This window comes from Bacteroides sp. GM023, from assembly GCF_014750685.1.
Classification (GTDB): Bacteria; Bacteroidota; Bacteroidia; order Bacteroidales; family Bacteroidaceae; genus Bacteroides.
Map to the genome: position 1 here is coordinate 487,799 of NZ_JAAXGE010000009.1, position 22,893 is coordinate 510,691.

The following is a 22,893-nucleotide window of genomic DNA, read 5'->3' on the forward strand; positions in this document are numbered from 1 at the left end:
GTCAATGAAAGTGGAAAGGGTATTTGAATCTTTCTAACAGGATTTTCCGTATCTTTGCACCCGATTTTAGAACACAGACGTATGGCAACTTCTAAAGAGATGACGGCAGGGCCGGCATTACCGCTTATTTTAAAGTTTACACTGCCGCTTTTACTCGGCAATCTGCTGCAACAAACGTACTCGCTTGTTGATGCTGCAATCGTTGGAAAGTTTTTGGGAATCAATGCGTTGGCTTCGGTAGGAGCCAGCACATCGGTCGTATTCCTTATCTTGGGATTCTGCAACGGGTGTTGCGGTGGTTTCGGCATTCCTGTCGCGCAGAAGTTCGGGGCGAGGGATTATAGCACGATGCGTAGTTACGTCTCTGTGAGCCTGAAACTCTCTTTGGGAATGTCAGTGGCTATCGCTGTTATCACGAGTATTTATTGTGCGGATATTCTGCGCATGATGCGTACGCCGGAGAATATTTTTGAAGGGGCATATGCTTATCTGCTCGTGACCTTTATTGGTGTGCCTTTTACTTTTTTCTATAATCTTCTGTCGAGTATCATCCGGGCACTGGGGGATAGCAAGACGCCTTTTTGGTTTCTGCTTTTATCCACTGTTCTCAATATTGTGCTCGATTTGTTCTGTATCCTCGTACTTGGCTGGGGAGTGGCGGGAGCTGCTATCGCTACTGTTATCTCACAGGGACTTTCGGCTGTGCTCTGTTATATTTATATGTATCGTAAGTTTGATATTTTGCAGAGTTCTCCGAAGGAACGCCGTTTTCAGCCGAAACTGGCAAAGACGCTACTTTATATCGGTGTGCCTATGGGACTTCAATTCTCTATCACGGCCATTGGCAGTATCATGTTGCAGAGTGCGAATAATGCGTTGGGTACGGCTTGCGTGGCAGCCTTCACTTCGGCTATGCGCATCAAGATGTTCTTTATCTGTACATTCGAGAGCCTGGGTATTGCCATGGCGACGTATAGCGGACAAAATTATGGTGCAGGCAAACCGGAACGTATTTGGTCGGGAATTAAGGCAAGTGCTTTGATGATGGTTATCTATGCTGCCTTTACTTTTGTGCTATTGATGGTAGGTGCCAAGTACTTCGCTCTTATTTTCGTAGACCCTTCGGAAGTGGAAATTCTGGCAAAGACGGAGCTTTTCCTTCATATCTCCTGTATGTTCTTCCCGACACTTGGATTACTTTGCATTTTGCGATATACGATTCAGGGAGTGGGATTCACCAATCTTGCCATGTTTTCGGGAGTGGCGGAAATGATTGCCCGTATCCTGGTCAGCCTTTATGCGGTTCCTGCTTTCGGCTTTATTGCTGTCTGCTACGGTGACCCGATGGCTTGGATAGCGGCCGATTTATTCCTTGTTTCGGCATTTATCTATGTTTACCGGAGACTGAAGAAGCAAGTGTTTACGGCTGCGAACGTTTAGAATTCCGCCTCTTTCTGTATGCAGATAATATCTCCGTAGATGGGGTGGCGAAACTCGATATATTCGGCATGAAGATAAAGCCTTCCGGCTTTTTTGCCGTAGAGTTCGTCTCCTGTTATGGGACAATCCAACCCTTTCGGATGGGCGGCATGCATACGTAACTGATGCGTCCGTCCCGTCAACGGGAAGAAAGCAATACGTGTATGCCCGCCCGAAATACTTAGTATCTGATAGTCCGTAATAGCTTCTTTTCCATATTCCTCGCTCACCATTTGTCGTGGACGGTCGAGAGGATTCAGACAGAGGGGAAGTGAGATTCTTCCTGTCTTTTCTATATCTGAAAGGCTGCCGTCCAGTAAAGCTACATACCGTTTTCTGATACTCCGCTTCTCGAACTGCTCCTGTAAATGCTGATGGACTTCTTTCGTTTTGGCAACTAACAAAAGTCCCGAAGTTGCCATATCCAGCCGATGTACAATCATAGGCCCGGTAGCATCCGGATACAGCTTCTTTAAGTGATGATAAACCGAATCCACCTCGTCCGCTTTCCCCGGAACAGACAACATTCCCGCCGGTTTATTGACTACCAACAGCCATTCATCTTCAAATACGATTTCCAGTTTCGTATCTTTATGAAGATTGCCCAATAACGGATTATCGTCCACTTCCAGTCCTTGAAGCATATGTTGAAGAATCGGTTCACACTTCCCTTTGCAGGAAGGATAATAATAACCATGATGCCTGACTTCGTTTTTCGGTGAATCTCCCCACCAAAACTCTGCCATTGCCAATGGCTTTAATTGATGAAGATAGGCATATTGCAACAACTTGGGCAGCGCACATTCACCCGCACCACCGGGTGGTAATTTATGAACTGTTTCCTCAAAGATGCTACATAAATCTTTCACTTCCCCTTTCGCGTTCAACATTCGGAATTGCTCGAATAATCTTTCCTGCAATGCTGCCGAACGTTCTTTCCGTTCCATCTTCATCCGTTCTATTTCACTTTCAAAACGGGTGACTTCCGCTTCAAGTTCTTCGACCTGTCTCTTCCATTCTCTTTCCAGTCGCTTGTACTCTGCCTTCTGATACTGGCTTTCACGAATCAAGTCTGCTTGTTCCTCTTCGGAAAGGGCGGGAGAGGATTGGCGTCGAAGTTCTCTTTCTTCTTTTGCCGCTTTTAGCCCGGCTTTCGCCTGACTCAAAGCTATCTGTCCCTTTGCTGTTTCTACTTTCTGTCTTTCTTTAGCTTCGAGATAGGAAGCATTGTTCTCTAATTCGTCAATCCGTTGATTGATAGCGGAAATCTGTTCTTCTTCTATCTTGAAGAACCCTTGCGGCTGCAACAGGTCATAGACTGGCGGAACGAAGAAAGAATGTATGTTTTTACCCGCAAGATTGCCGGAAAAGGCGGCGAGGTAACCGATATCAGTACTTTGCGGCATCTGCACCACTAATACCCCGAACATTTTTCCTGCGGTCAGTTCTTCCTGCCATTCCTTCCGCCCTGCTATATATTCTTTCACTTCCTCTGCCGCAAATACACATAAAGAATGCGGTGTATAGTGAAAAGGATAAGTGAACTTCTCCGGCAATGCAATATGCGAAACGGCCTGTTTGAAAAAATGTATCATCGGTTTGTACATGAATATCGTTATTGATGCAAAAGTAAAGTAAATCTGCGAATTTTATTCTATATTTGTTCTGTTGTTTGAATGAAACGGAATGGATAGGATAGAAGAAATACCGAAATTTGCTTTTGTAGGCAATAGTCATATGGCATTTTGGGCACTGGAGATTTATTTCCCCCACTGGAAATGCATGAACTATGGCGCGCCCGGTGAGGGACTGGCCTATGTCGAATCTTTTGCTGTGGATACTTCTGATTGTCAGGTTATTATTCAATTCGGCAGTAACGACATCTATCGGTTGAACGATGAGAATGTGGACGATTATGTAGAACGTTATATAAAGGCGGTTCTTGCCATTCCCTCTCAGAAGACCTATCTTTTCTGTATTTTTCCACGAAATGATTATGATGATTACAGCACGGCAGTGAATAAATTCATCCGTATGCTCAATCAGAAAATACATGAAAAACTGCAAGGGACGGATATTATCTACCTGGATGTATTCGACCGCTTATTGCTGAACGGCAGACTGAATCCTGGTTTAACCATCGACGACTTGCATCTGAACGGCAAAGGCTACAGCATATTGGCGGAAGCGGTGAAACAAGCCGTCAATTTATGAGATATACCCAACTTCTTTTGTTACTGCTTTTATTGTATCAATTTGATGGCATATCAGTTTATTTTTCCTATTTTTGCCGCTAATTAAATTTATAATAATAACCCCCATAAAGCGATAGGACAATGGAAAAAGTAATTATTAATTCGTATGAAGAATTTGAAAAATTGGTAGGAAAACAGATAGGTGTCTCTGACTATGTGGAACTTTCTCAAGAACGCATTAACCTTTTTGCAGATGCAACATTAGACCACCAATGGATTCACGTAGATACAGAACGTGCCAAAGTAGACAGCCCTTATCATAGCACAATAGCTCACGGTTACCTGACATTGTCTATGCTCCCATATCTGTGGAATCAGATTATCCAGGTGAATAATCTGAAAATGATGATTAACTACGGTATGGATAAGATGAAATTCGGTCAGGCTGTACTGTCAGGACAGAGCGTTCGCTTAGTAACTACCCTGCATTCATTGACCAACCTGCGTGGTGTAGCAAAAGCTGAAATCAAGTTTGCTATCGAAATCAAGGATCAGCCGAAGAAGGCACTCGAAGGTATTGCCGTATTCTTGTATTATTTCAATTGATTGAATTAGAATGGTATTATAAAGAAGCTGCTTCCCAAGTGGGAAACAGCTTCTTGTTTTTTCTTAGTTTTTCCCTGTGCTTCAAACAATACGAATTTATATCTGTTTTAATACATATTCGAGGTATCAATGAAGCATTAAAAAATTAAGAACTATGTCATTAAGTAGTCTTCTCATCATATTTTCGTCATCGTTTATGGCGTTGTTCCCGGTGGTAAATCCTTTGGGGAACGGTTTTGTCGTAAATGGATTTTTTACGAACCTGGATCCACAGCAGCGAAAAGCGGCTATTCAGAAACTTACTTTCAATTTTATAATGATTGGTGTAGGTACGTTGGTGATAGGTCATTTGTTCCTGTTGATTTTCGGTCTGGCTATTCCTGTGATCCAATTGGGAGGTGGAATACTTATTTGTAAGACGGCGATGGAGTTGCTTGGCGATTCGGGTTCTTCCGATAAAGGAGAATCCAGTCAGAATGTGGATAGCTTCAGATGGAAGAGTATCGAACAGAAAATATTCTATCCTATCACGTTTCCTATCAGTATCGGGCCGGGCAGTATATCTGTCATATTTACGTTGATGGCATCTGCCAGTGTTAAAGGAAAGCTGTTGCAAACGGGAGTTAACTATTTAGTCATTGCTCTTGTCATTATTTGCATGGCTGCCATACTTTATGTATTCCTTTCGCAAGGACAGAGGATTATTCAGAAGTTGGGACCGGTGGGAAACCAGATTATCAATAAGCTCGTAGCCTTTTTTACATTCTGTATCGGTATTCAGATTTCGGTGACGGGTATATCGCAGATATTTCATTTGAATATATTATGATAATTGACCGAAACCGGCAAGTGTGGAAATTAAGACGGAATTTGAAATCTTTTAGTTATGATCGTTTGTTTATTCTATAGATGTGTGTCACATTTAATTTTAAGAGAGACAATTCTAAATAATTGAAGTATGAAAACTAAAATGATTTTCGCAGCCATATTGATCCTGCTGCTTGTCGTTATATTGGTGTTGGTGCTGAGAACCGTCACTTATAAATTTGGAAAAGTAGAGAAGAATGTGAGTGATAAAGAACTGGTGAACACGACCCCTTCCGAACAAGCTATACGCCGTTTTGTGGGTGGAATACGGATTCCGACAATCAGCAATGAAGTTTATGAAGAAACAAATTTCAAGCCATTCGATGAATTTATGACGTATTTGGCTGATTCGTATCCCGAAGTATATAAGACGATGGAGGTAGATACCATTAATACTTATGGACTAGTCTTTCACTGGAAAGGAAAAAACAGTGACTTGAAACCCATCTTATTCTTGTCCCATTATGATGTCGTTCCCGTAATAGGATATGACCCTGCTACGGCGACTGCTCCCGATACCGTTTTTCAAATCAATGATAAGCCGTTGCCGCCTATCGAGTCATACTCGGAGAAATGGGATTATCCCCCATTCTCAGGAGCTGTTGCAGGTGGACGTATATACGGTCGCGGCACGCTCGATATGAAATGTATGCTGTTCTCGCTGATGGAAGGTGCGGATAATCTGATAGCTGAAGGTTTTCAGCCGGAAAGGGATATTTGGTTTGCTTTCGGACAGGACGAAGAGGTAAGTGGACGCCAGGGTGCGTTCAAAATAGCAGACTATATGAAAGAGAAAGGGCTGCGTTTTGATGCGGTATATGATGAAGGTGGCATAATTGCAGCTCCCGGTTCGGCTATGGAATCCATAAAAGAGCCGTTGGCTTTGGTAGGAGTGGGAGAGAAGGGTTTTCTTACTCTGCGCCTCACGGTCAAAGGAATGGGCGGTCACTCTTCAATGCCCCCGGCAAAAGGTTCTTTGGTATATGCTGCGGAAATCATTGAGAAACTGAATAACAACCAATTTCCTGCACAGATTATTTCTCCTATCGCTGCATTCTTCGATAATGTAGGGGGAGAAATGGGATTCTTTTCACGAATGGCGATAGCCAACCAATGGCTGCTTGAACCGTTACTGTTGAAAACAATGGAGAAATCTCCCGCTTCCAACGCACTGGTGCGCACAACGACAGCCGTGACTATGGCAAAGGGAAGTGACGCAGCCAATGTGTTGGCTTCGGAAGCGGAAGTTACTGTCAACTTCCGTATTTTACCCGGTGGTTCGGTTGCCGGAGTTATTGAACACGTGAAGAAGTTATGCGAAGGCTATGATGTTACTATCAATGTAGTATCCGAACGTGAACCTTCGGGCATTTCTCCCGAAAACGTAAAAGGCTTCGAGATTATCAAAGAAGAATTGGCTAAGATATATCCTGCCGCTATCGTTACCTCTTATATTACAATCGGCGGTACTGATTCGTATAAATACCAGATTGTGAGCGATGATATTTATCGCTTCCTGCCGATTTGCCTGAATCAGTACGAGCAACGTACGATTCATAATGAGAACGAATATATTTCTCTGGAAAACTTCGGTAAAATGGAATGGTACTTTAAAGAGGTGATGAAAAACTATTAGTTCTTCTTCGCTTTCATAGCCTTTAGTGTATTTCTGCGCACAGCACGGATAGCGGGATTCAGTAATTCGGGTTCCATGATTTCCAGCATTGTGCGCAGTTCTTGTTGTAACTCAGGGATGGAGCAGGTCAATTGGTGGGCAAGTTTTATACAGAGAGACTGCACTCCGCCCGGTTCCCGCCGGGATATGACACGCTCCATACAGAAATCAAGGAAGTCCATTCGCGGCGGGTTAGCTGGCTGTTGTTGACTAAGCAGGTTCAGGAACATCCTTCTCTTTCCGGAGTGTGGACAAGTAAGTGCCGCGTCAATCAACTCGTCCTGTCTTTGGCTCAACCATTCTACATCCTGATTTGAGAAATGTGTACAGGTCCACAAAGCCTGATAAGAGACGATATCGTCTTCGTCAAACATCAGTTGATAGATTTCTTCCCGAAGCCGTTCATCATCTTGTATGAAATGAAGTACTTCTCTGATGTCTTCGATATGAAAACGAACGGATAATTTAGCACGTAAGTTCATGTAGTTTTGTTTCTTAGGGTTAGCCTTTTGTTGTAGTATTCGCTTCTTTCAGTTGCAAATGAAGAATCGGGTAAGGTTTTCCCATACTGTCCGTTTCGTCCTTTACGATGATTTGGAATCCCATACGAAGATAAAAACCGAGTGCTTTTTCATTCTGCTCGTTTACATCTACTTTGTCAATATGCTTTTTCTGAGTAGCATATTCCAGTAATCGTTTGCCATATCCTTTTCCTTGTTCGCCGGGGCTTACGAATAACATTTCGATCAGTTCGTCGCTCAATCCCATGAAAGCTACAATCTTCCCTCCGGCATTCCGGATGATGTATAGTTCTACCGCCGGCAAATAGTGATTGCGCACTAAGGGTTTATAAAACAGAATATGTTCTTCCGTAAGGAAATGATGCGTATAGCGTACTGATGCTTCCCAAACTTGCAGAATCTCATCGTAATCTTCCGGGATGGGCCGGCATATATTAGGAAGATAATAGCACAAATGGTCAAGTATATTCCCATTGTATGTCAGTTCTGCCTGATGGAGTACGCCTTCATGGATAAATCCATTTCGTTCAAGTACTTGTTGCGACCGCTTATTATGCGGGTAACAATTGGCAGTGATGAGGCTAAGTTGAAGTTCGTTGAAACCATAGTTGAGTACAGCCTGCACTGCTTCCGTCATATATCCTTTGCCCCAATGTGCTTCGTCAAGCCAATAACCCAGCATACGAACCAGCGGATTCTCCCGCTTCGGGTCGGGGATGATTCCGAGGGAACCAATAAGTTGCTGTGTATCTTTCAGTGTTATTGCCCAGACATTCTCTTGTCCGATAAATACATTTTGAAGAATTTCACGCGATTCTTCTATTGTTTTATGGGGTGCCCATCCGGCATTATTCCCTATATTAGGATTCTGACAACAAGCGAAAAATGCTTCCGCATCATTTTCCTGAAAAGGACGAATTACCAAGCGTCCCGTTTCAAGAGTATGGGTCATTGTTTCATTGGTTTCTGCTTTTTCTCCTGTCTCCGTCTCTTCTCCTGATTCTTTCTTATACACACATTCTATACGGTTTCCATCAGGATCGAGAACTACACTTTCAAAATAACCATCTCCCGAAGTGCGTGGCTCACCTACGACGGAATAACCCTCGGAACGTATCTCTTCAGTGAAACGAAGAACTTCCGCCTGACTGGGAAAAGTGAAAGCAAGATGTGTCAGCCCGACTCTGTTTTCTTCCACCGCCGTATTCTGTACATCCGGCCGGCTCATTAACTCCAAAGAAGGCCCTTCATCGAAGGATATAAAGTAGGACTCGAATCCCTTCTTGGGATTAACATATTTCTCATTGCTTTTCCCACCGAAAAAGCGGATATAGAACTCTCTCAATTCTTCCAGGCGAAAAGTCCAAATGGCGATATGATGCAGTTTCATTTTAAATCAGATTTTATTCTTTATCGTTATAACTCTTTATTTTACTGTCTTCATCACGTATTCGTAAACGATACGTGAAATATCTGCAATAATCTTACTGTTTTCTGGAGAACTCTCTTCGGAATCTTTCACGAAGACAGCTATACTGTAAGTATGTCCGTCAGGCAAAACAACAAAGCCGATATCATTGCAGCCAATCTGCTGTCCTTGGGCATTGCGGTCTCCCGTTCCCGTTTTATGTCCGACTATCACTCCCTTATCCAACAAAGGAGCGACCAAACGATCCTGTCCAGTCTGACACTCTACCATTGTCTGATAGATAAAATCTTTATATTCCTTTGCAAACAATGGCTCCCGACGGAATATCTCCAATAACTCTGCGGCAGCCAACGGCGTACTCCAATTACTGTAACAGAGGTCTAAGTCCTCATGCATATCATTTTCCGTATGAGTGATTTCACAGTCCTGAATCCCCAATGACCGGATATACTTATTCGCAGAATCCGGCCCGCCCTGATAATGAAAAAGAATATCACAAGCATTGTTATCACTCTGCTGAAGGGTGTACTTCAGTAACTCTGCAATACTCATGTCAAATCCCCCTTCCGGATACTTATCCCGTAGAGGACTATACGTGTCCGGCTTTAAATCCGACTTCTCTACCATCAACAGAGTATCCAATGACTGATTGCGCTTCCCCATATAGTCAGCCAGCGCCAACGCCTGATGAAACTTGAAAACACTCATCAAAGGATAATGAGTATCATTATTAACGGTTACCGTATCTTTTCCATCTATGATGACGGCAATCCCTATTTCAGCTTTCTTATCTTTGATCGCCTCTTTCAATTGTGTCTCAAGAGAAACACTCTGGCAAGAAAATAGCAGGACGGGAATTAAACAAAGAAACACAATGAATGAACGCATAATTAATATTCTCTTTTAATAGGTTTTTATTTTTCTATTGGGAGACACAAAGATATGAATACTAATTTTAGGAACAAATTCTTATTCGATAATTGTAGTCCCAAATTTATTCTTGTACTTTTCAAAAATGAAATAAGATTCAAAAAGGAATAATTGCCAATACAAAAGGATAAATCGCCAACAATAGTATCCCGAAAAGTCCTGAACTTTGTACCGTCAATAATAGGCTATTGCCTTTTTGAGTATTTTGATAAAATAAAGAACAAGTGAAAAAGTATCTGTCGGTCATATTAATCCTGTTTTATATTGTAGTGTCATCCGGCATTATGATGAGCTTCCATTATTGTATGGGAGGATTGGCCGATTGGGAACTCGGAACAGTCGCCACTTGTTCCTCATGCGGACATAAGCAGGGAATCTCTTCCAAATGCTGTTCGATGGAAACTCAATTTATCAAGTTGGCGGTAGACCAGAATGTCGAACATGCTCATGCAATAGACTTTGCTCCCCTCGTACTCCAACTTTTACCGGATTTATGGGGAACTTATATCATTCCTGATACGGAAACCGGATGGATTTCCTTACTTTATCCTACCGATGATTTCAGGAAAAATGAAGTCCCGATTTTCATCCAAAACTGCCTTCTGCTGATTTAGCGAACTCATTCTTATTATTTTCTGCATATTTCTCACTCAATAATGTATCTTATTGAGAACTAGAATTATGTTCTTTTTGTTTTAAAATAAAGCGAACAAAAAGAAAGCTATTCATGTATTGCAAACCACATAAATAAGATAAGAATGATAAATAAAATTATCCGTTATTTCCTTGAGAACAGGGTAATAACAATCCTATTGCTCCTGTTGGTGATAGTATGGGGCATTTCCACCGCTCCGTTCAACTGGCACGGAGGCATTATTCCACGAGATCCCATACCGGTAGACGCCATCCCTGAAATTGGAGACAACCAGCAAATAGTAGCGACCGAATGGATGGGACGTTCGCCCAAAGACATACAAGACCAGATAACCTATCCCCTGACAACCTCTTTGTTAGGAATCCCGGGGGTAAAAACTATCCGTAGCTCTTCCATGTTCGGTATGTCCTTCATCTATATCATATTCGAAGATAACATCGAATTCTACTGGAGCCGCTCACGTATCCTGGAAAAACTGAACTCCCTGCCACCGGGAACCTTGCCCGAAGGTGTCCAGCCTGCATTAGGTCCTGACGCCACCGCGCTCGGACAAATTTACTGGTACACCCTGGAAGGACGCGACCCCGCAACCGGAAAACCGACAGGAGGATGGAATGCCGAAGAACTCCGCACCATCCAGGACTTCTACGTGAAATATACTCTTTCCTCTGCTGAAGGTGTATCCGAAGTCGCTTCCGCCGGAGGGTTTATAAAAGAATACCAAATCGAACTGAACCCCGACGCCATGTACCGCTTCAACGTCTCGGTGATGGACGTGATGAACGCTGTGAAGAAGAGCAACCTGGATATTGGCGCCGAAACAATGGAAGTCAACAAAGTAGAATACCTGATTCGCGGACTCGGATATATCAAGAACATTGCCGATATAGAAAATACCGTCATTACCGTGCGCGAAGGTATTCCGGTACGTATTTCCGATATTGCGTTTGTCAACATAGGCCCCGGCACACGTCGTGGCGGACTGGACAAAGAAGGTGTCGAAGCAGTAGGAGGGGTAGTTATCGCCCGCTACGGCTCCAACCCCTTGGAAGTGATAGGCAATGTAAAAGAGAAAATCAAAGAAATGGATGCCGGACTTCCCCAAAAAGTCCTGGCAGACGGAACAGTATCTAAAGTAACCGTCGTACCTTTCTACGACCGTACAGGACTAATCAAAGAAACCATCGGGACACTTGAAACGAGTCTTTCCCATGAAATACTCATCTGCGTGATTGTCATTATCGTACTGGTTCTCAACCTGCGTGCTTCGGTAGTCATTGCGAGTATGTTGCCGATTGCCGTCCTCGCCACCTTTATTCTGATGCGCTACACAGGAATAGAAGCCAATATTGTCGCCCTGTCGGGCATCGCCATCGCTATCGGAGTCATGGTGGACGTGGGAGTCGTCTTTGTAGAAAGCATCATCCGCTATATGGAAATTCCGGAGAACAAAGGCGTCACCCGTGGAAAAGCATTCGTGCAACTCATTTATAATGCAGTCAGCGAAGTGTCCGGTGCCATCGCCACAGCGATGATAACCACCATTGTCAGCTTCCTGCCCGTATTTGCCATGCAAGCACAGGAAGGGAAGATGTTCTCGCCACTGGCCTATACCAAAACTTACGCACTGGCTTCCGCCTTTATCCTGGGACTGATTCTGTTACCGACACTGGCTTATTTCCTGTTCTCGATACGAATCAACTCCCGAATGATTCGCCGGATTCTGAACTATATCCTTGTTGCGGCAGGCATCGCACTAGCCATTCTCTATACTAGTATTCCGGCTCTCGGCCTGACAGCCGTAGGACTTAACAACCTGTTATCTTCTCGCTGGAACAACCCGGAGCTGACCAACTACATTAATATCGGTATCACCCTGTTTATCGCCGTCTTTTATCTTTCCGAAGAATGGCTGCCTATGGGTCCTCAACGCGGACTGCCTGTTAATGTCCTGTTTGTCGCCGGCTGCGTAGCCCTTATATTGGCTCTGCTTTGGCTATTGGTCATCTTCTACGAGCGTATTCTCCGTTGGTGTCTGGCAAACCGTTGGAAGTTTATGGCAATTCCGGTAGTGACCGTCATCTGTGGTTTTCTCATTTGGCGGGGAGTAGGCGAAGAATTTATGCCCAGCCTGAACGAAGGCTCCTTCCTGCTCATGCCGACGAGTATGCCCCATACCGGTATCGAACAAAACCTAGACTACGTGGAGAAACTGGATAAACGTTTGGCTGCCATCCCCGAAATAGAAACCGCCATAGGCAAATGGGGGCGTGTCAACTCCGCTCTCGATCCCGCCCCGGTTCAAATGTTCGAGAATACCATCAACTACCGTCCCGAATATATCCTGAACGAGAACGGACACCGTGAACGCTTCAAAGTAAACCGCAAAGGAGAATTTATCCTGAAAGGCGGAAACGTATATAACCCGGCCGATGGCTTCCGCCTGATTCCCGCCGACAGTCTGATAACCGACTCTCGTGGTGACTACTTCCGCCAATGGCGTCCTGAAATAAAGAACGCCAATGACATATGGCAACAGATAGTAAACGTCACTCACCTTCCGGGACTTACTTCCGCCCCTAAACTGCAACCGATAGAAGCGCGTTTGGTAATGCTCTCCACCGGAATGAGGGCACCGATGGGACTGAAAGTATATGGTCCCGACCTCGAATCTATCGAGCAGGGAGGAAAAGCGCTCGAACAGGTATTGAAAGAAATCCCGTCCGTGATTCCCTCTTCTGTCTTTTACGACCGTGCGGTAGGCGCCCCTTACCTGGAGATAAAGTTGAATCGTGAAAATATGGCACGCTATGGCGTTGCCGTAGCCGACCTGCAGGAAGTCCTTAGCGCAGCAGTAGGCGGGATGGCACTCACACGCACCGTGGAAGGTAGGGAACGTTTCCCGATTCGTCTGCGTTATGCACGTGAGTTGAGAGATGATCCCGAAACACTCTCCATGCTGCTTGTCCCCACCGCGACAGGTGCTCAAGTCCCGCTGAAAGAACTGGCTGATATAGAATACTCACGCGGAGCGCAGATGATACAAAGCGAAAATACCTTCCTGGTCGGCTATGTCATCTTCGACAAGCTATCCGGCAAGGCCGAAGTAGATGTTGTAAAAGAAGCCGGAGCCTTTCTCGAAGTAAAAGTAAAAAATGGCGAACTCGTACTTCCGAAAGGTGTATCCTATAAATTTGCGGGCAATTACGAACAGCAGCAACGTGCCACAGATCGCCTGCTGATTGTCGTTCCACTGGCACTCCTTATCGTATTACTGGTTCTTTACTTCCAGTTCAAAACAGTGACCGCCTCATTGATTCATTTTTCGGGAGTGTTTGTTGCTTTTGCCGGAGGATTTATCCTCTTATGGCTGTACGGACAACCCTGGTTTATGAATTTCAGTATCGCAGGCGAGAATATGCGCGACCTTTTCCAAATGCACCCCATTAATTTGAGTGTAGCGGTATGGGTTGGTTTTATCGCCCTGTTCGGAGTCGCCACGGACGACGGCGTACTGATGGGAACTTACATTCATCAAGTCTTTAAGGAACGCCGCCCGCGTACTAAACACGACATTCGTGAAGCCGTCGTAGAAGCCGGATTGAAACGTGTGCGTCCGGCGGCCATGACTACTGCGACTACACTGATTGCTTTACTCCCCGTACTGACATCCTCGGGAAAAGGAGCGGATATTATGGTTCCGATGGCTATTCCCACATTCGGGGGAATGTTGATACAATCCATGACCATGTTCGTCGTCCCCGTACTGCAATGCTGGTGGCGTGAAGGAGCGGAGAGGAGAGCGGAAAAGAAAGAAACTAAAATGATGGAGGATGAAAACAATGAAAACTAATCAGATAAAACAACTCATATTGTTAGCCACGGTTTGCCTGACAAGCACAGTCACCTTTGCTCAACAGCAACAATCGCAACAGCAGCAATCGCAACAACTACCGCAGCAGCCGCAGCAACTACCTCAGCAGCCGGACAGCCTTAACCATTATCTGGAACAGGCCGCCCGTAACAACCCGCAAATCAACTCCGACTTTATGCTCTATAAGGCGTCCTTGGAGAAGATACCGCAGGCAGGTGCTTTTCCCGACCCCGAACTGGAAATCGGTTTTCTCTTCAAACCGATGGAAACCCTTATGGGAAAGCAAGTCGCAGATTTCACGCTGATGCAGATGTTCCCCTGGTTCGGCACCCGCAAAGCTGCTCGTAGCGAAGCATCCGAAATGGCACGTATGGCGTACGAGAAATTCCGTGACAGCCGTAACACCCTTTGGTATGAAGTGAAAGCCCAATGGTACCAACTCGCCAACCTGAGCGAGCAGTATAAAACCACAGAAAACAATATCGCCCTGCTTAAACAACTGGAACAACTGGCTTTGAACCGTTTTTCCGCCCCCTCGGCACAAGGAACACAATCTCCGGCTCCTGCATCTTCCGCATTCGGAAACAGCCAGCCCGCACAACCGTCTTCGGGAACTGCAATGAGTGGCATGGACGGCATGGGCAGTTCCGCATCTGCTGCGGCTACCAGTTCTCCATCCGCCACCTCCCCATCATCCTCCGCCAGTGGAATGTCAGGAATGGGAGCCGGCTCTATGTCCGTAGCATCGGGAGGAATGTCGGACGTACTGCGTATTCAAATGGAACGTGCCGAACTTGAAGATAACCTGAAGAACCTTGGTTCTCTTCTCCTGGTGGCGGAAGCGCAATTCAATTCCCTGCTCAACCGCCCGTCAGGAACTCCCGTAGCCGTTCCCGACTCATTGCAACAACTCGCCTTCCATTTAGACGAACAACAACTGATGGACAGCATCTTTACCCGCAACCCCATGCTTACGATGATTGACGCCGAAGCGGACGCCTATCGGGCAAAAGCAAAGATGGACAGAAGGATGAGTTACCCAATGATTGGCATCGGCTTGCAATATTCACTGATAAACAAAATGGATCATCCCATCGGAATGGCGGATATGAACGGCAAAGATATGGTGATGCCTATGGTAAAAATCAGCCTGCCATTATTTCGCCGTAAGTATAACGCCCAGCAAAGGGAGAGCGAAAACTACTGGCGTGCCAGCGAACTGAAACGTGACAACGTACAAAACCAACTGCACACCGAGTATATCAGCACCCGTCAACAACTGGAAGATGCGGCACGAAAACTGGAATTGTATTCCCGCCAATACGATTTATCTCTTTCCACCTGGCGACTGATTGTCCGTGAATTTTCAGCCGGACGCCAATCCTTGACCGACGTCATACAGGTAGAGCGTCAGATGCTCGACTACAAGCTGAAGAAAAGTGAAGCTGTGGCTGCCTACAACACAAGTGTCGCCGCCATAGAAAAATTAATATCCACCTCTATAACTCTTGATGACAAATGAAAAAGATATATGATATACTTCGCAAGAAACAAGTACTCTACACGCTTATTGCCGTAGGAGGTTTCTTTATTGGCTGGTTAGTATTCAGCCACCCGTCCACCCCCGTTGCCGTGACCGAAGGACACGAATCCCACAATCACGCAGATGGTGGCGGGCACAGCCATGACTTAGTACAGGACGAAAGCGGTATATGGACTTGCTCCATGCATCCGCAGATACGAATGGACAAACCGGGGAAATGCCCGATCTGCTCTATGGACTTGATACCTCTGAAGAAATCCTCTTCGGGCAGTAGCGCTGAAGCAGACCCTTCCGCCATCCAGCTTTCTGATGAGGCTATGGCTTTGGCTGATGTGCAGACTTCCCGTGTGAGCCGTAAAAATCCTGTAAAGAAAGTCCGCCTGTACGGTAAAATCGCCCCCGATGAACGCAGCCTGCAATCACAGACAGCCTATGTGGGCGGCCGAATCGAAAAACTGGAAATTGAATTTACAGGTGAAGAGGTACGTGCCGGACAGAGTTTGGCTACTATCTATTCCCCCGAACTATTCACTGCCCAACAAGAACTGCTGCAAGCTATCAGCATGCAGCAACCGCCATTGATACAGGCTGCCCGTGAGAAACTAAGACTTTGGAACATGACTGACGCGCAAATTGATGCCGTCCAGCAATCCGGCAAAGCCTCGCCCACAGTAGAAATAAAGGCGAACACAAGTGGCATTGTCATGGCCAAACGGGTAAACCGGGGTGATTATGTATCCCAGGGCGCAGTCTTGTTCGATATAGCCAATCTATCCCAGGTCTGGGCTATATTCGACGCCTTTGAAGTTGACTTGCCTTTTTTAAGCAAAGGGGATAAAGTCGAATTTACCCTTCCTGCCTTTCCGGGAAGAAAGTTTGCGGGAAAGATTTCCTTTATCGACCCTATCATCAATCCGACCACCCGCACGGCACGTGTCCGTGTGGATGTTACGAACCCAAAACAGGAAATGAAACCGGAAATGTATGCTACCGCCGAAGTGAACGCTCCCCTGAAAGGATATAAGGATTTGATTGTCATCCCGCAAACCGCAGTATTATGGACAGGAAAACGTTCCATCGTCTATGTGCGCCAACCTGATACTTCTGTACCTTCTTTCCTGATGCGTGAAGTCGAACTGGGTCCTTCTCTCGGTGGTGCCTATGTAGTAATGAACGGCCTTTCGGACGGTGAAGAAGTAGTAACGAACGGAGTTTTCTCTATTGATGCCAGCGCCCAACTGGAAGGAAACCCCTCCATGATGAATAACGGCGAAGCAACTGCCCAACCCATGACCGGACACTCGGGACATCATATGCCCGGCATGAATATGGAAGAACATCATACAGCGGAACCCACCGTCCAGCATGCCATGTTTACCGTGAAAGGCTCGTGTGATATGTGCAAAGACCGCATTGAGAAAGCAGCTTTGAGTGTCAACGGTGTCCAGACCGCCCATTGGGATAAAGAGAAGCAAATGGTTCACCTGAATTTTGATTCCGGCAAGACATCGGAAGATGCCATACGGAAAGCAATAGCCAATGCAGGGCATGATACGGACAAATACAAAGCGGCTGATTCTGTATATAACCAATTGCCGGGTTGCTGTAAGTATAGAAACTAACGATTAAACGGATTTCTAAATACCATTATTAATATACCTTGTATGTAGAATATCGAATATAGGATATACATATAAGGTATGTTCTTTTCATAAAAATGAGTCCACCTTAAAAAGTTACTTCTTTCTTGAAGTTGCTATAAACCTTTTAAAGTGGACTCAATGTTGCTAACTGTAAAAAACTACAATCTTAATACCTATTTCTGTACATATCCCGGAGTTTGTTCCAACAGCGGATTGATATTCATCGTACTGACATCCAGCGGCCACAATAATTTGTGTTCTTCCTTCGTGTCAATCAAGGCTTTAGTGGTTGGATAGTTGGCGGAAGCTGAGAATACCAATGATTTATGAGACACATCCTGCATACGTACAACGTCAAACCATCGTTTGCCTTCCCACACAAATTCTTTGTCACGCTCATGTAAAATAGCCAATTCATTAGCTTCAAAACTTCCGTCGCTGTATTCATGACCGGGATAGTCATCCCCATAAGCACGTTTGCGTACGTCATTGATATAAGTACTGCATGATTCATCTAATCCGTTTGCAACTTCAGCCATCATCAGCAGGGCATCCGCATAACGATAAACAATCACATCCGTATCATAAATCCGATTATTATTCGAATTAATAGAACCTATGCATTTCTTCAGCACACACCCGAAACTTGTCGCATTCAAATCTTCCTGTGTATAATATTCAAGGAAAGTAGCGTCACGGCGAGTATCTTCGGCATCATAGGTCGACCAGAAATCATGTGTGTATTCATGGCGGAATACACCACCCGTTCCTTTTAGATTCAATGTGTCGGTTTCTATCCGGTTGCCATCGCGTCCATAAACCTGTCCGATAAATACGGCATCTTGATACAGGAACTGACTGCCCCAGTTAGTCGCTTCGCCGTCCGCAAAGTGCAAGGTGAAAATAACTTCCTTGTTGTTACGGTTAGAAGTGCTGAAAACACTTTCGAAACTGGATAATAATTCAAATTTACCTATAATCTGATTCAATGCAGTACGGGCAACTTTCAAATCTTCTGTTCCGGTGGCTGTTTGTCCGGTAATGCTGACTTTGGCAGCCCACATATATATTTCTGCTTTCAGCATTAAAGTCGCTGCTTTAGACCACATCGTCTTATCGTAATTATTCTCTATTGTCACATCCGCATAATTACTCTCTGATTTCTGAATGTCTCCTTTTATAAATTCGAGTGTAGCTCCCGGTGTCGAACGTTCTACGTAAAACTTGTCTGCCGTCACTTTACCGTTCAGCAATTCCACTTCGGTCACGATGGGGACACCTCCATACGTCTTGTATAACATAAAGTAATACAACGCCCTTATACCATATGCCTGAGCCAGATATTGTTTTCTGTTTGTATCATCCAGAAAAGCACACTCATTCTCCACTTTCTGAATAAAGTGATTGACCTGCATGATTGGCGAATAAAGACCATACCAGTTGCTGATGCCCGGCCTATCCTGATCTATAACATTCGAACGTAGATTGGCATAATTCAGACTAGTATTCTCGGATGAAGTTCCTACACGCTGTGTACCACCGCGTACTTCTCCCAGTACATAGAACATATCATAACTATTTCTCAACTGCGAATGTAGTCCGGTCATATAGCCGTCCACTTGCGCTTCATTATTCCAGTAGTTTCCACTTCCGAAGTAATCCTCGGGAGCCAGATCCAAAGCATCGCACGATGTATAGAGTACGGATGTTACGAACAGGGAAACGATGTATATTATTTTTTTCATAATCTGTCTTTTAATGTATTTAGAAAGAAACGTTTATACCAAAAATCACAGTACGGGGCAATGGATATCCACCATTGTTGTCCGCCTTTTCGGGAGAGAACAGATGCTTGGCTTCTGTCAGATAACCTAAATTCTGTCCTGTCACGGACAATTCCACATTACTCAGTCTGGCTTTCTGTACCCATATGGATGGCAGTCGGTATGATAGAGATAATTCGCGGAGTGACAGGTAATTACCATTATACACAAACATGGAAGAACTGCGGCAATAATTTCTTTTACCCAACTGGTCGGCCCAGACATAAGTAGGATATTTGGCATTCGGATTATCAGGAGTCCAGGTGTTCTTTGTCTCCTGAATTGTATTGTAAGTACCTTGTGCACATGCCATAATCCACATTGTTTTCCAATCTACCGCCTTAAATCCTAGGGCATAGTCGAAACGAGCAGATAATGTCAGGTCTTTCCAGCTTACAGTTGTGTTGATACCACCTGTCCACTTCGGAATAGTATTTCCGACTTTCACCATGTCGTAATCATCAATGACTCCGTCTCCGTTAACATCTTTCCATTTCACATCACCCGGCTGGATAGGCAGTGCATTTGCTTTCTGACTGTCTGATAGTTTGTTGTAACCTTCCGCTCCGCCATACAAAGGACGACCCGTAGAACCGTTATTACCGGAAGTGATGTCAACCAGTCCGGCAGGTATTTCATCTTGGGATTTGTAGATACCTTCGGCAATAAACATATACAAATCACCCGGACGCTGCCCTTCCTGATAGCCGCTTACCCACATTTTATCGTTTCCGTTACCCGAATAAACCTGATAGGCACTTTGGCGATTCCGTTCCAAGCCATTGTCAGGTAATGCCACTACCTTATTCTTGTTCAGCGCACCGTTCCAGTTCAGATTCCATTTCCAGTCTTTGCGGTCGATGACGCGGAAAGCCAGTTCGAATTCGAAGCCTTGATTTTGAAACTTACCGTTATTGGAAACAACGGAGCTTACTCCTGAAGTTGACGGCACAGTGATATTGGCATATTTGTCACTGGTCAGACGATTGTAATAAGTCAGGTTTGCATTGATGCGATTCTCGAGGAAACCGAGGTCGAGTCCCACTTCGAAAGTTCTGGACTTTTCCCACATCAGGTAAGGGTTGGGGATACTGCCCAAGAGGAAACCTGTTACGCCATTATACGTATTGCTACCATATGAACCTTGAACGGTATAGTTACCTACGAAGTTCTTGTTCACGTTACCATTCAAACCAAAACTGGCGCGTAATTTACCAAATGAAAGTATATCGGTTGTGTTTGCCATAAATTTCTCCTTGCTGAAAACCCATCCGGCAGATACACCTGGGAATACTCCCCAGCGGTTTTCTTTGGCAAGTTTCGAGTAGCCGTCTTTTCTAAGTACCAGTGAGAGAAGATATTTTGATTGATAATCATAGTTCACACGACCGAAGAATGACATGATACGCTGACGTGAATGCCAGGAGTCAATAGAACGCTTGTTCTCATCCTTCGAAGTGTATTGTAAATCCATGAAATCATCGGTCGGTGCACCCGAACCGGATGCGTTGAATCCTTTGTTATAAGAATCGTAATATTCGAATCCGACCATCGCATCCAGATAATTATCTTTGTTTATTTGGTAATTGTAGTTCAATACGGCGTTATAGGTCTGATCCAGTGTGCGGTCATAGCTTGCAGCAGAGCTGCGTGAAGTAACCGTATTACCCGGAGAACTCAAATAGTCTTTGTTGAAAGATTCGGTTTTCTCTTCCTGATAATACCAGATAGCACCTAACTTCAGAGAAAGTCCTTTCATAAAGTTAATAGTGAACGCTTGGTTCATCGTAAACTTATCTGTGTTCTGATCTCTGACGAATTTGTCAAAATTGTATTGTTGATTACCATCGCCGGAGTTAGGACCGAGCAACATTTCTCCGTCCGCATTGTAACCACGAAAAGTTGGGGGTAATGATAGACAACGCGAAAAGTAATTGGCTTCGGCAGTTTGGGTGGCAGGCAACCCATTCCATGTAGCGTCTGCAAAGCTGAAACTTGAATTGGAGGTCAGCCATTCTTTCAGCTTGTAATCGGCATTGAATGTGAAGGTGATACGCTTGTACCAGTTGCCATAAGCCGTACCGTCACTTTTGTTGTATCCTAATCCGGCGTAGTAATTTCCTTTTTCGTTTCCACCGCTGACACTCAAATTGTAATCTTGAGAGAAGGCGGGAGTTTGAACGTTAAAGTCTGCAATATCAGTATTCTTATAGATCAGTTTATCCCCATATACGGGATCGATCATAGTCTGCCAGCCCTGGTCGAGTAAAAATGCCAGGTTATCGGCGTACTTCATCGTGCTCCAGATGGCAGAAGACGTTTTATTACCGTCCAGTGGAGTAACTCCGTCACTGGCAAAATAGGCGTTGCCTGTACCATACGGAGTTGCGCTCGTCAGTCCGCTAAGAGAAGACCATCCTTTCACGGCTGTTCCGTCAGGATGTGTCATATCACTGACATAAGCATTCATGTAGCCCGTACGCATCCAGTAAATATAATCTCCGGCATTCAGAAAGTTATAAGAGTTTTTGAAATAGTTCAATCCGAACTTTGCTTTCAGGTTCACTTCCGCTCTTCCACTTTTTCCGCGTTTGGTTGTGACAAGAATTACACCGTCGTTGGCACGCGCGCCATATATAGCGGTAGCTCCGGCATCTTTCAGTACTTCCATCGACTCTATATCATCCGGATTGATGTCGCTTAACGAGGAACGGACTTGCCCGTCAATCAAGATAAGCGGAGAACCCGAACCGTCAAAGTTCGTACCACCACGAAGCACCAAAGTCGGCGTACTACCCGGATTACCGGAAGTCTGGCTCACGGACAAACCCGCAACTGCTCCTGACAATGCTTGTCCCGGATTGCTGTATAGTCCTTGTTTCAATGTCTCTTCCTTTACTTTGGAAATGGAGTTGGTTACTTTGGTACGCAACTGCTTTCCGCCATAACCTGTCACTACGACTTCATCCAGCATCTCCGAATCCTCTTTCAATTGAACTCGAACCGAAGTTTTTCCCTTGAGTTCGATGGTCTGCATCTGATATCCGACGTACGAAACTTTGATTTTCCCATTCGGATTCATGTTTAATGTAAATTTACCATCAACATCGGTAATAGTACCATTTGTAGTACCTACCTCAATTACACTCGCACCAATGATCGGCTCACCAGTGGCATCCGTCACCAACCCGCTAATTGATTTTGTTTGTGCCACAACTCCTATAGAGCTGAATAAGCACAACATCAGCAAAAGGATGTTTTTCTTCATTAGTATTACTTTTTAGTTAATAAATAAGGGTTAATTAAATATTCGCATAAGTTCAATAAGAACTAATGCCTTTGTAATACCATGGATTGTCAGAGTGAATCAGGACTTGAAGTTTTGAAAGCACCGAAATATGAATTTAAAACCTGACTCTTTTGCTACCCGACCGGAGATGCAGGATGCTTTCTTGTACATCTCTTATATAAATCGTATTTTTGTATATGTATCAGGTATATAGAAAATATTTTTATTAAATATTTTGGTGTTACTAAATAATGTACGTATATTTGCAACGATTTAGAATAAGAACTATAAATATCTACGGTCTATAACCTATGAAACGAAATGAATATAAAAGAAATAATAAACTAAGTTCTTATTGGACTCA

15 protein-coding genes are annotated in these 22,893 nt (G+C 44.6%); 9 read left to right on the forward strand and 6 right to left on the reverse strand.

All coding sequences use genetic code 11. The annotated features are described in order from the left end of the window. Positions 1-81: 81 nt before the first annotated feature. The gene (locus tag HC965_RS20115) at positions 82-1,440 is read left to right on the forward strand and encodes an MATE family efflux transporter (protein WP_191033128.1); all 1,359 of its coding nucleotides are present in this window, start codon (positions 82-84) and stop codon (positions 1,438-1,440) included. Here HC965_RS20115 and HC965_RS20120 read toward each other — a convergent pair. Next, positions 1,437-3,074 carry an RluA family pseudouridine synthase gene (locus HC965_RS20120; protein WP_191033129.1) on the reverse strand — a complete coding sequence of 546 codons (1,638 nt, stop codon included), beginning with the start codon at positions 3,072-3,074 and terminating at the stop codon, positions 1,437-1,439. The two genes, HC965_RS20115 and HC965_RS20120, sit on opposite strands and share 4 nt — an antisense overlap. Positions 3,075-3,165: 91 nt before the next feature. Between HC965_RS20120 and HC965_RS20125 the strand changes: the two genes are divergently transcribed. The 4 genes from HC965_RS20125 (at position 3,166) to HC965_RS20140 (ending at position 6,783) form a co-directional block, all read left to right on the forward strand. Next, entirely contained in the window at positions 3,166-3,693 is a 528-nt protein-coding gene (locus tag HC965_RS20125) for an SGNH/GDSL hydrolase family protein (RefSeq protein ID WP_191033130.1), read from the forward strand. Between the two features lie 122 nt (positions 3,694-3,815). Beyond that, positions 3,816-4,280, forward strand: coding sequence for a MaoC family dehydratase (locus HC965_RS20130; protein ID WP_191033131.1), 465 nt, complete (start codon positions 3,816-3,818; stop codon positions 4,278-4,280). Positions 4,281-4,434: 154 nt separating this feature from the next. Continuing rightward, complete coding sequence (locus HC965_RS20135) at positions 4,435-5,109, forward strand: MarC family protein (RefSeq protein WP_191033132.1); 675 nt, start codon at positions 4,435-4,437, stop codon at positions 5,107-5,109. Positions 5,110-5,238: 129 nt separating this feature from the next. Continuing rightward, entirely contained in the window at positions 5,239-6,783 is a 1,545-nt protein-coding gene (locus HC965_RS20140) for a M20/M25/M40 family metallo-hydrolase (RefSeq protein WP_191033133.1), read from the forward strand. Here the strand turns inward: HC965_RS20140 and HC965_RS20145 are convergent. Genes HC965_RS20145 through bla form a run of 3 tightly spaced genes read right to left on the reverse strand, consistent with a single transcriptional unit; the run spans position 6,780 to position 9,660 of the window. Next, the gene (locus HC965_RS20145; RefSeq protein ID WP_191033134.1) at positions 6,780-7,304 is read right to left on the reverse strand and encodes a hypothetical protein; all 525 of its coding nucleotides are present in this window, start codon (positions 7,302-7,304) and stop codon (positions 6,780-6,782) included. The genes HC965_RS20140 and HC965_RS20145 overlap by 4 nt on opposite strands. 19 nt (positions 7,305-7,323) lie before the next feature. Then, positions 7,324-8,733 carry a GNAT family N-acetyltransferase gene (locus tag HC965_RS20150; RefSeq protein ID WP_191033135.1) on the reverse strand — a complete coding sequence of 470 codons (1,410 nt, stop codon included), beginning with the start codon at positions 8,731-8,733 and terminating at the stop codon, positions 7,324-7,326. Positions 8,734-8,769: 36 nt separating this feature from the next. Beyond that, a complete protein-coding gene (bla, locus tag HC965_RS20155; RefSeq protein WP_191033136.1) occupies positions 8,770-9,660 on the reverse strand; it encodes a class A beta-lactamase, subclass A2 in 891 nt (296 codons plus the stop codon). A gap of 266 nt (positions 9,661-9,926) precedes the next feature. Between bla and HC965_RS20160 the strand changes: the two genes are divergently transcribed. From HC965_RS20160 to HC965_RS20175, 4 genes are all read left to right on the forward strand, one after another. After that, entirely contained in the window at positions 9,927-10,316 is a 390-nt protein-coding gene (locus HC965_RS20160; RefSeq protein ID WP_191033137.1) for a hypothetical protein, read from the forward strand. 144 nt (positions 10,317-10,460) lie between these two features. After that, a complete protein-coding gene (locus HC965_RS20165; protein WP_191033138.1) occupies positions 10,461-14,210 on the forward strand; it encodes an efflux RND transporter permease subunit in 3,750 nt (1,249 codons plus the stop codon). Then, positions 14,191-15,753 carry a TolC family protein gene (locus HC965_RS20170; RefSeq protein ID WP_223854955.1) on the forward strand — a complete coding sequence of 521 codons (1,563 nt, stop codon included), beginning with the start codon at positions 14,191-14,193 and terminating at the stop codon, positions 15,751-15,753. The genes HC965_RS20165 and HC965_RS20170 overlap by 20 nt, the downstream gene beginning before the upstream one ends. Further along, positions 15,750-17,396, forward strand: a complete 1,647-nt coding sequence (locus tag HC965_RS20175; protein ID WP_191033139.1) for an efflux RND transporter periplasmic adaptor subunit — start codon at positions 15,750-15,752, stop codon at positions 17,394-17,396. Before HC965_RS20170 ends, HC965_RS20175 begins: the two co-directional genes overlap by 4 nt. Before the next feature lie 194 nt (positions 17,397-17,590). Here the strand turns inward: HC965_RS20175 and HC965_RS20180 are convergent, their stop codons facing one another. Then, positions 17,591-19,162 carry a RagB/SusD family nutrient uptake outer membrane protein gene (locus HC965_RS20180; protein WP_191033140.1) on the reverse strand — a complete coding sequence of 524 codons (1,572 nt, stop codon included), beginning with the start codon at positions 19,160-19,162 and terminating at the stop codon, positions 17,591-17,593. A 19-nt stretch (positions 19,163-19,181) separates the two neighbouring features. After that, complete coding sequence (locus HC965_RS20185) at positions 19,182-22,508, reverse strand: TonB-dependent receptor (protein WP_191033141.1); 3,327 nt, start codon at positions 22,506-22,508, stop codon at positions 19,182-19,184. Positions 22,509-22,893 lie beyond the last annotated feature (385 nt).

Coding starts and splice junctions, on each gene's coding strand:
- HC965_RS20150 (WP_191033135.1), bottom strand. CDS start 8,733: ATGAAACTGCATCATATCGCCATTTGGACTTTTCGCCTGGAAGAATTG.
- HC965_RS20120 (WP_191033129.1), bottom strand. CDS start 3,074: ATGATACATTTTTTCAAACAGGCCGTTTCGCATATTGCATTGCCGGAG.
- HC965_RS20135 (WP_191033132.1), top strand. CDS start 4,435: ATGTCATTAAGTAGTCTTCTCATCATATTTTCGTCATCGTTTATGGCG.
- HC965_RS20185 (WP_191033141.1), bottom strand. CDS start 22,508: ATGAAGAAAAACATCCTTTTGCTGATGTTGTGCTTATTCAGCTCTATA.
- HC965_RS20175 (WP_191033139.1), top strand. CDS start 15,750: ATGAAAAAGATATATGATATACTTCGCAAGAAACAAGTACTCTACACG.
- HC965_RS20145 (WP_191033134.1), bottom strand. CDS start 7,304: ATGAACTTACGTGCTAAATTATCCGTTCGTTTTCATATCGAAGACATC.
- HC965_RS20170 (WP_223854955.1), top strand. CDS start 14,191: ATGAAAACAATGAAAACTAATCAGATAAAACAACTCATATTGTTAGCC.
- HC965_RS20140 (WP_191033133.1), top strand. CDS start 5,239: ATGAAAACTAAAATGATTTTCGCAGCCATATTGATCCTGCTGCTTGTC.
- HC965_RS20125 (WP_191033130.1), top strand. CDS start 3,166: ATGGATAGGATAGAAGAAATACCGAAATTTGCTTTTGTAGGCAATAGT.
- HC965_RS20130 (WP_191033131.1), top strand. CDS start 3,816: ATGGAAAAAGTAATTATTAATTCGTATGAAGAATTTGAAAAATTGGTA.
- HC965_RS20115 (WP_191033128.1), top strand. CDS start 82: ATGGCAACTTCTAAAGAGATGACGGCAGGGCCGGCATTACCGCTTATT.
- HC965_RS20180 (WP_191033140.1), bottom strand. CDS start 19,162: ATGAAAAAAATAATATACATCGTTTCCCTGTTCGTAACATCCGTACTC.
- HC965_RS20165 (WP_191033138.1), top strand. CDS start 10,461: ATGATAAATAAAATTATCCGTTATTTCCTTGAGAACAGGGTAATAACA.
- bla (WP_191033136.1), bottom strand. CDS start 9,660: ATGCGTTCATTCATTGTGTTTCTTTGTTTAATTCCCGTCCTGCTATTT.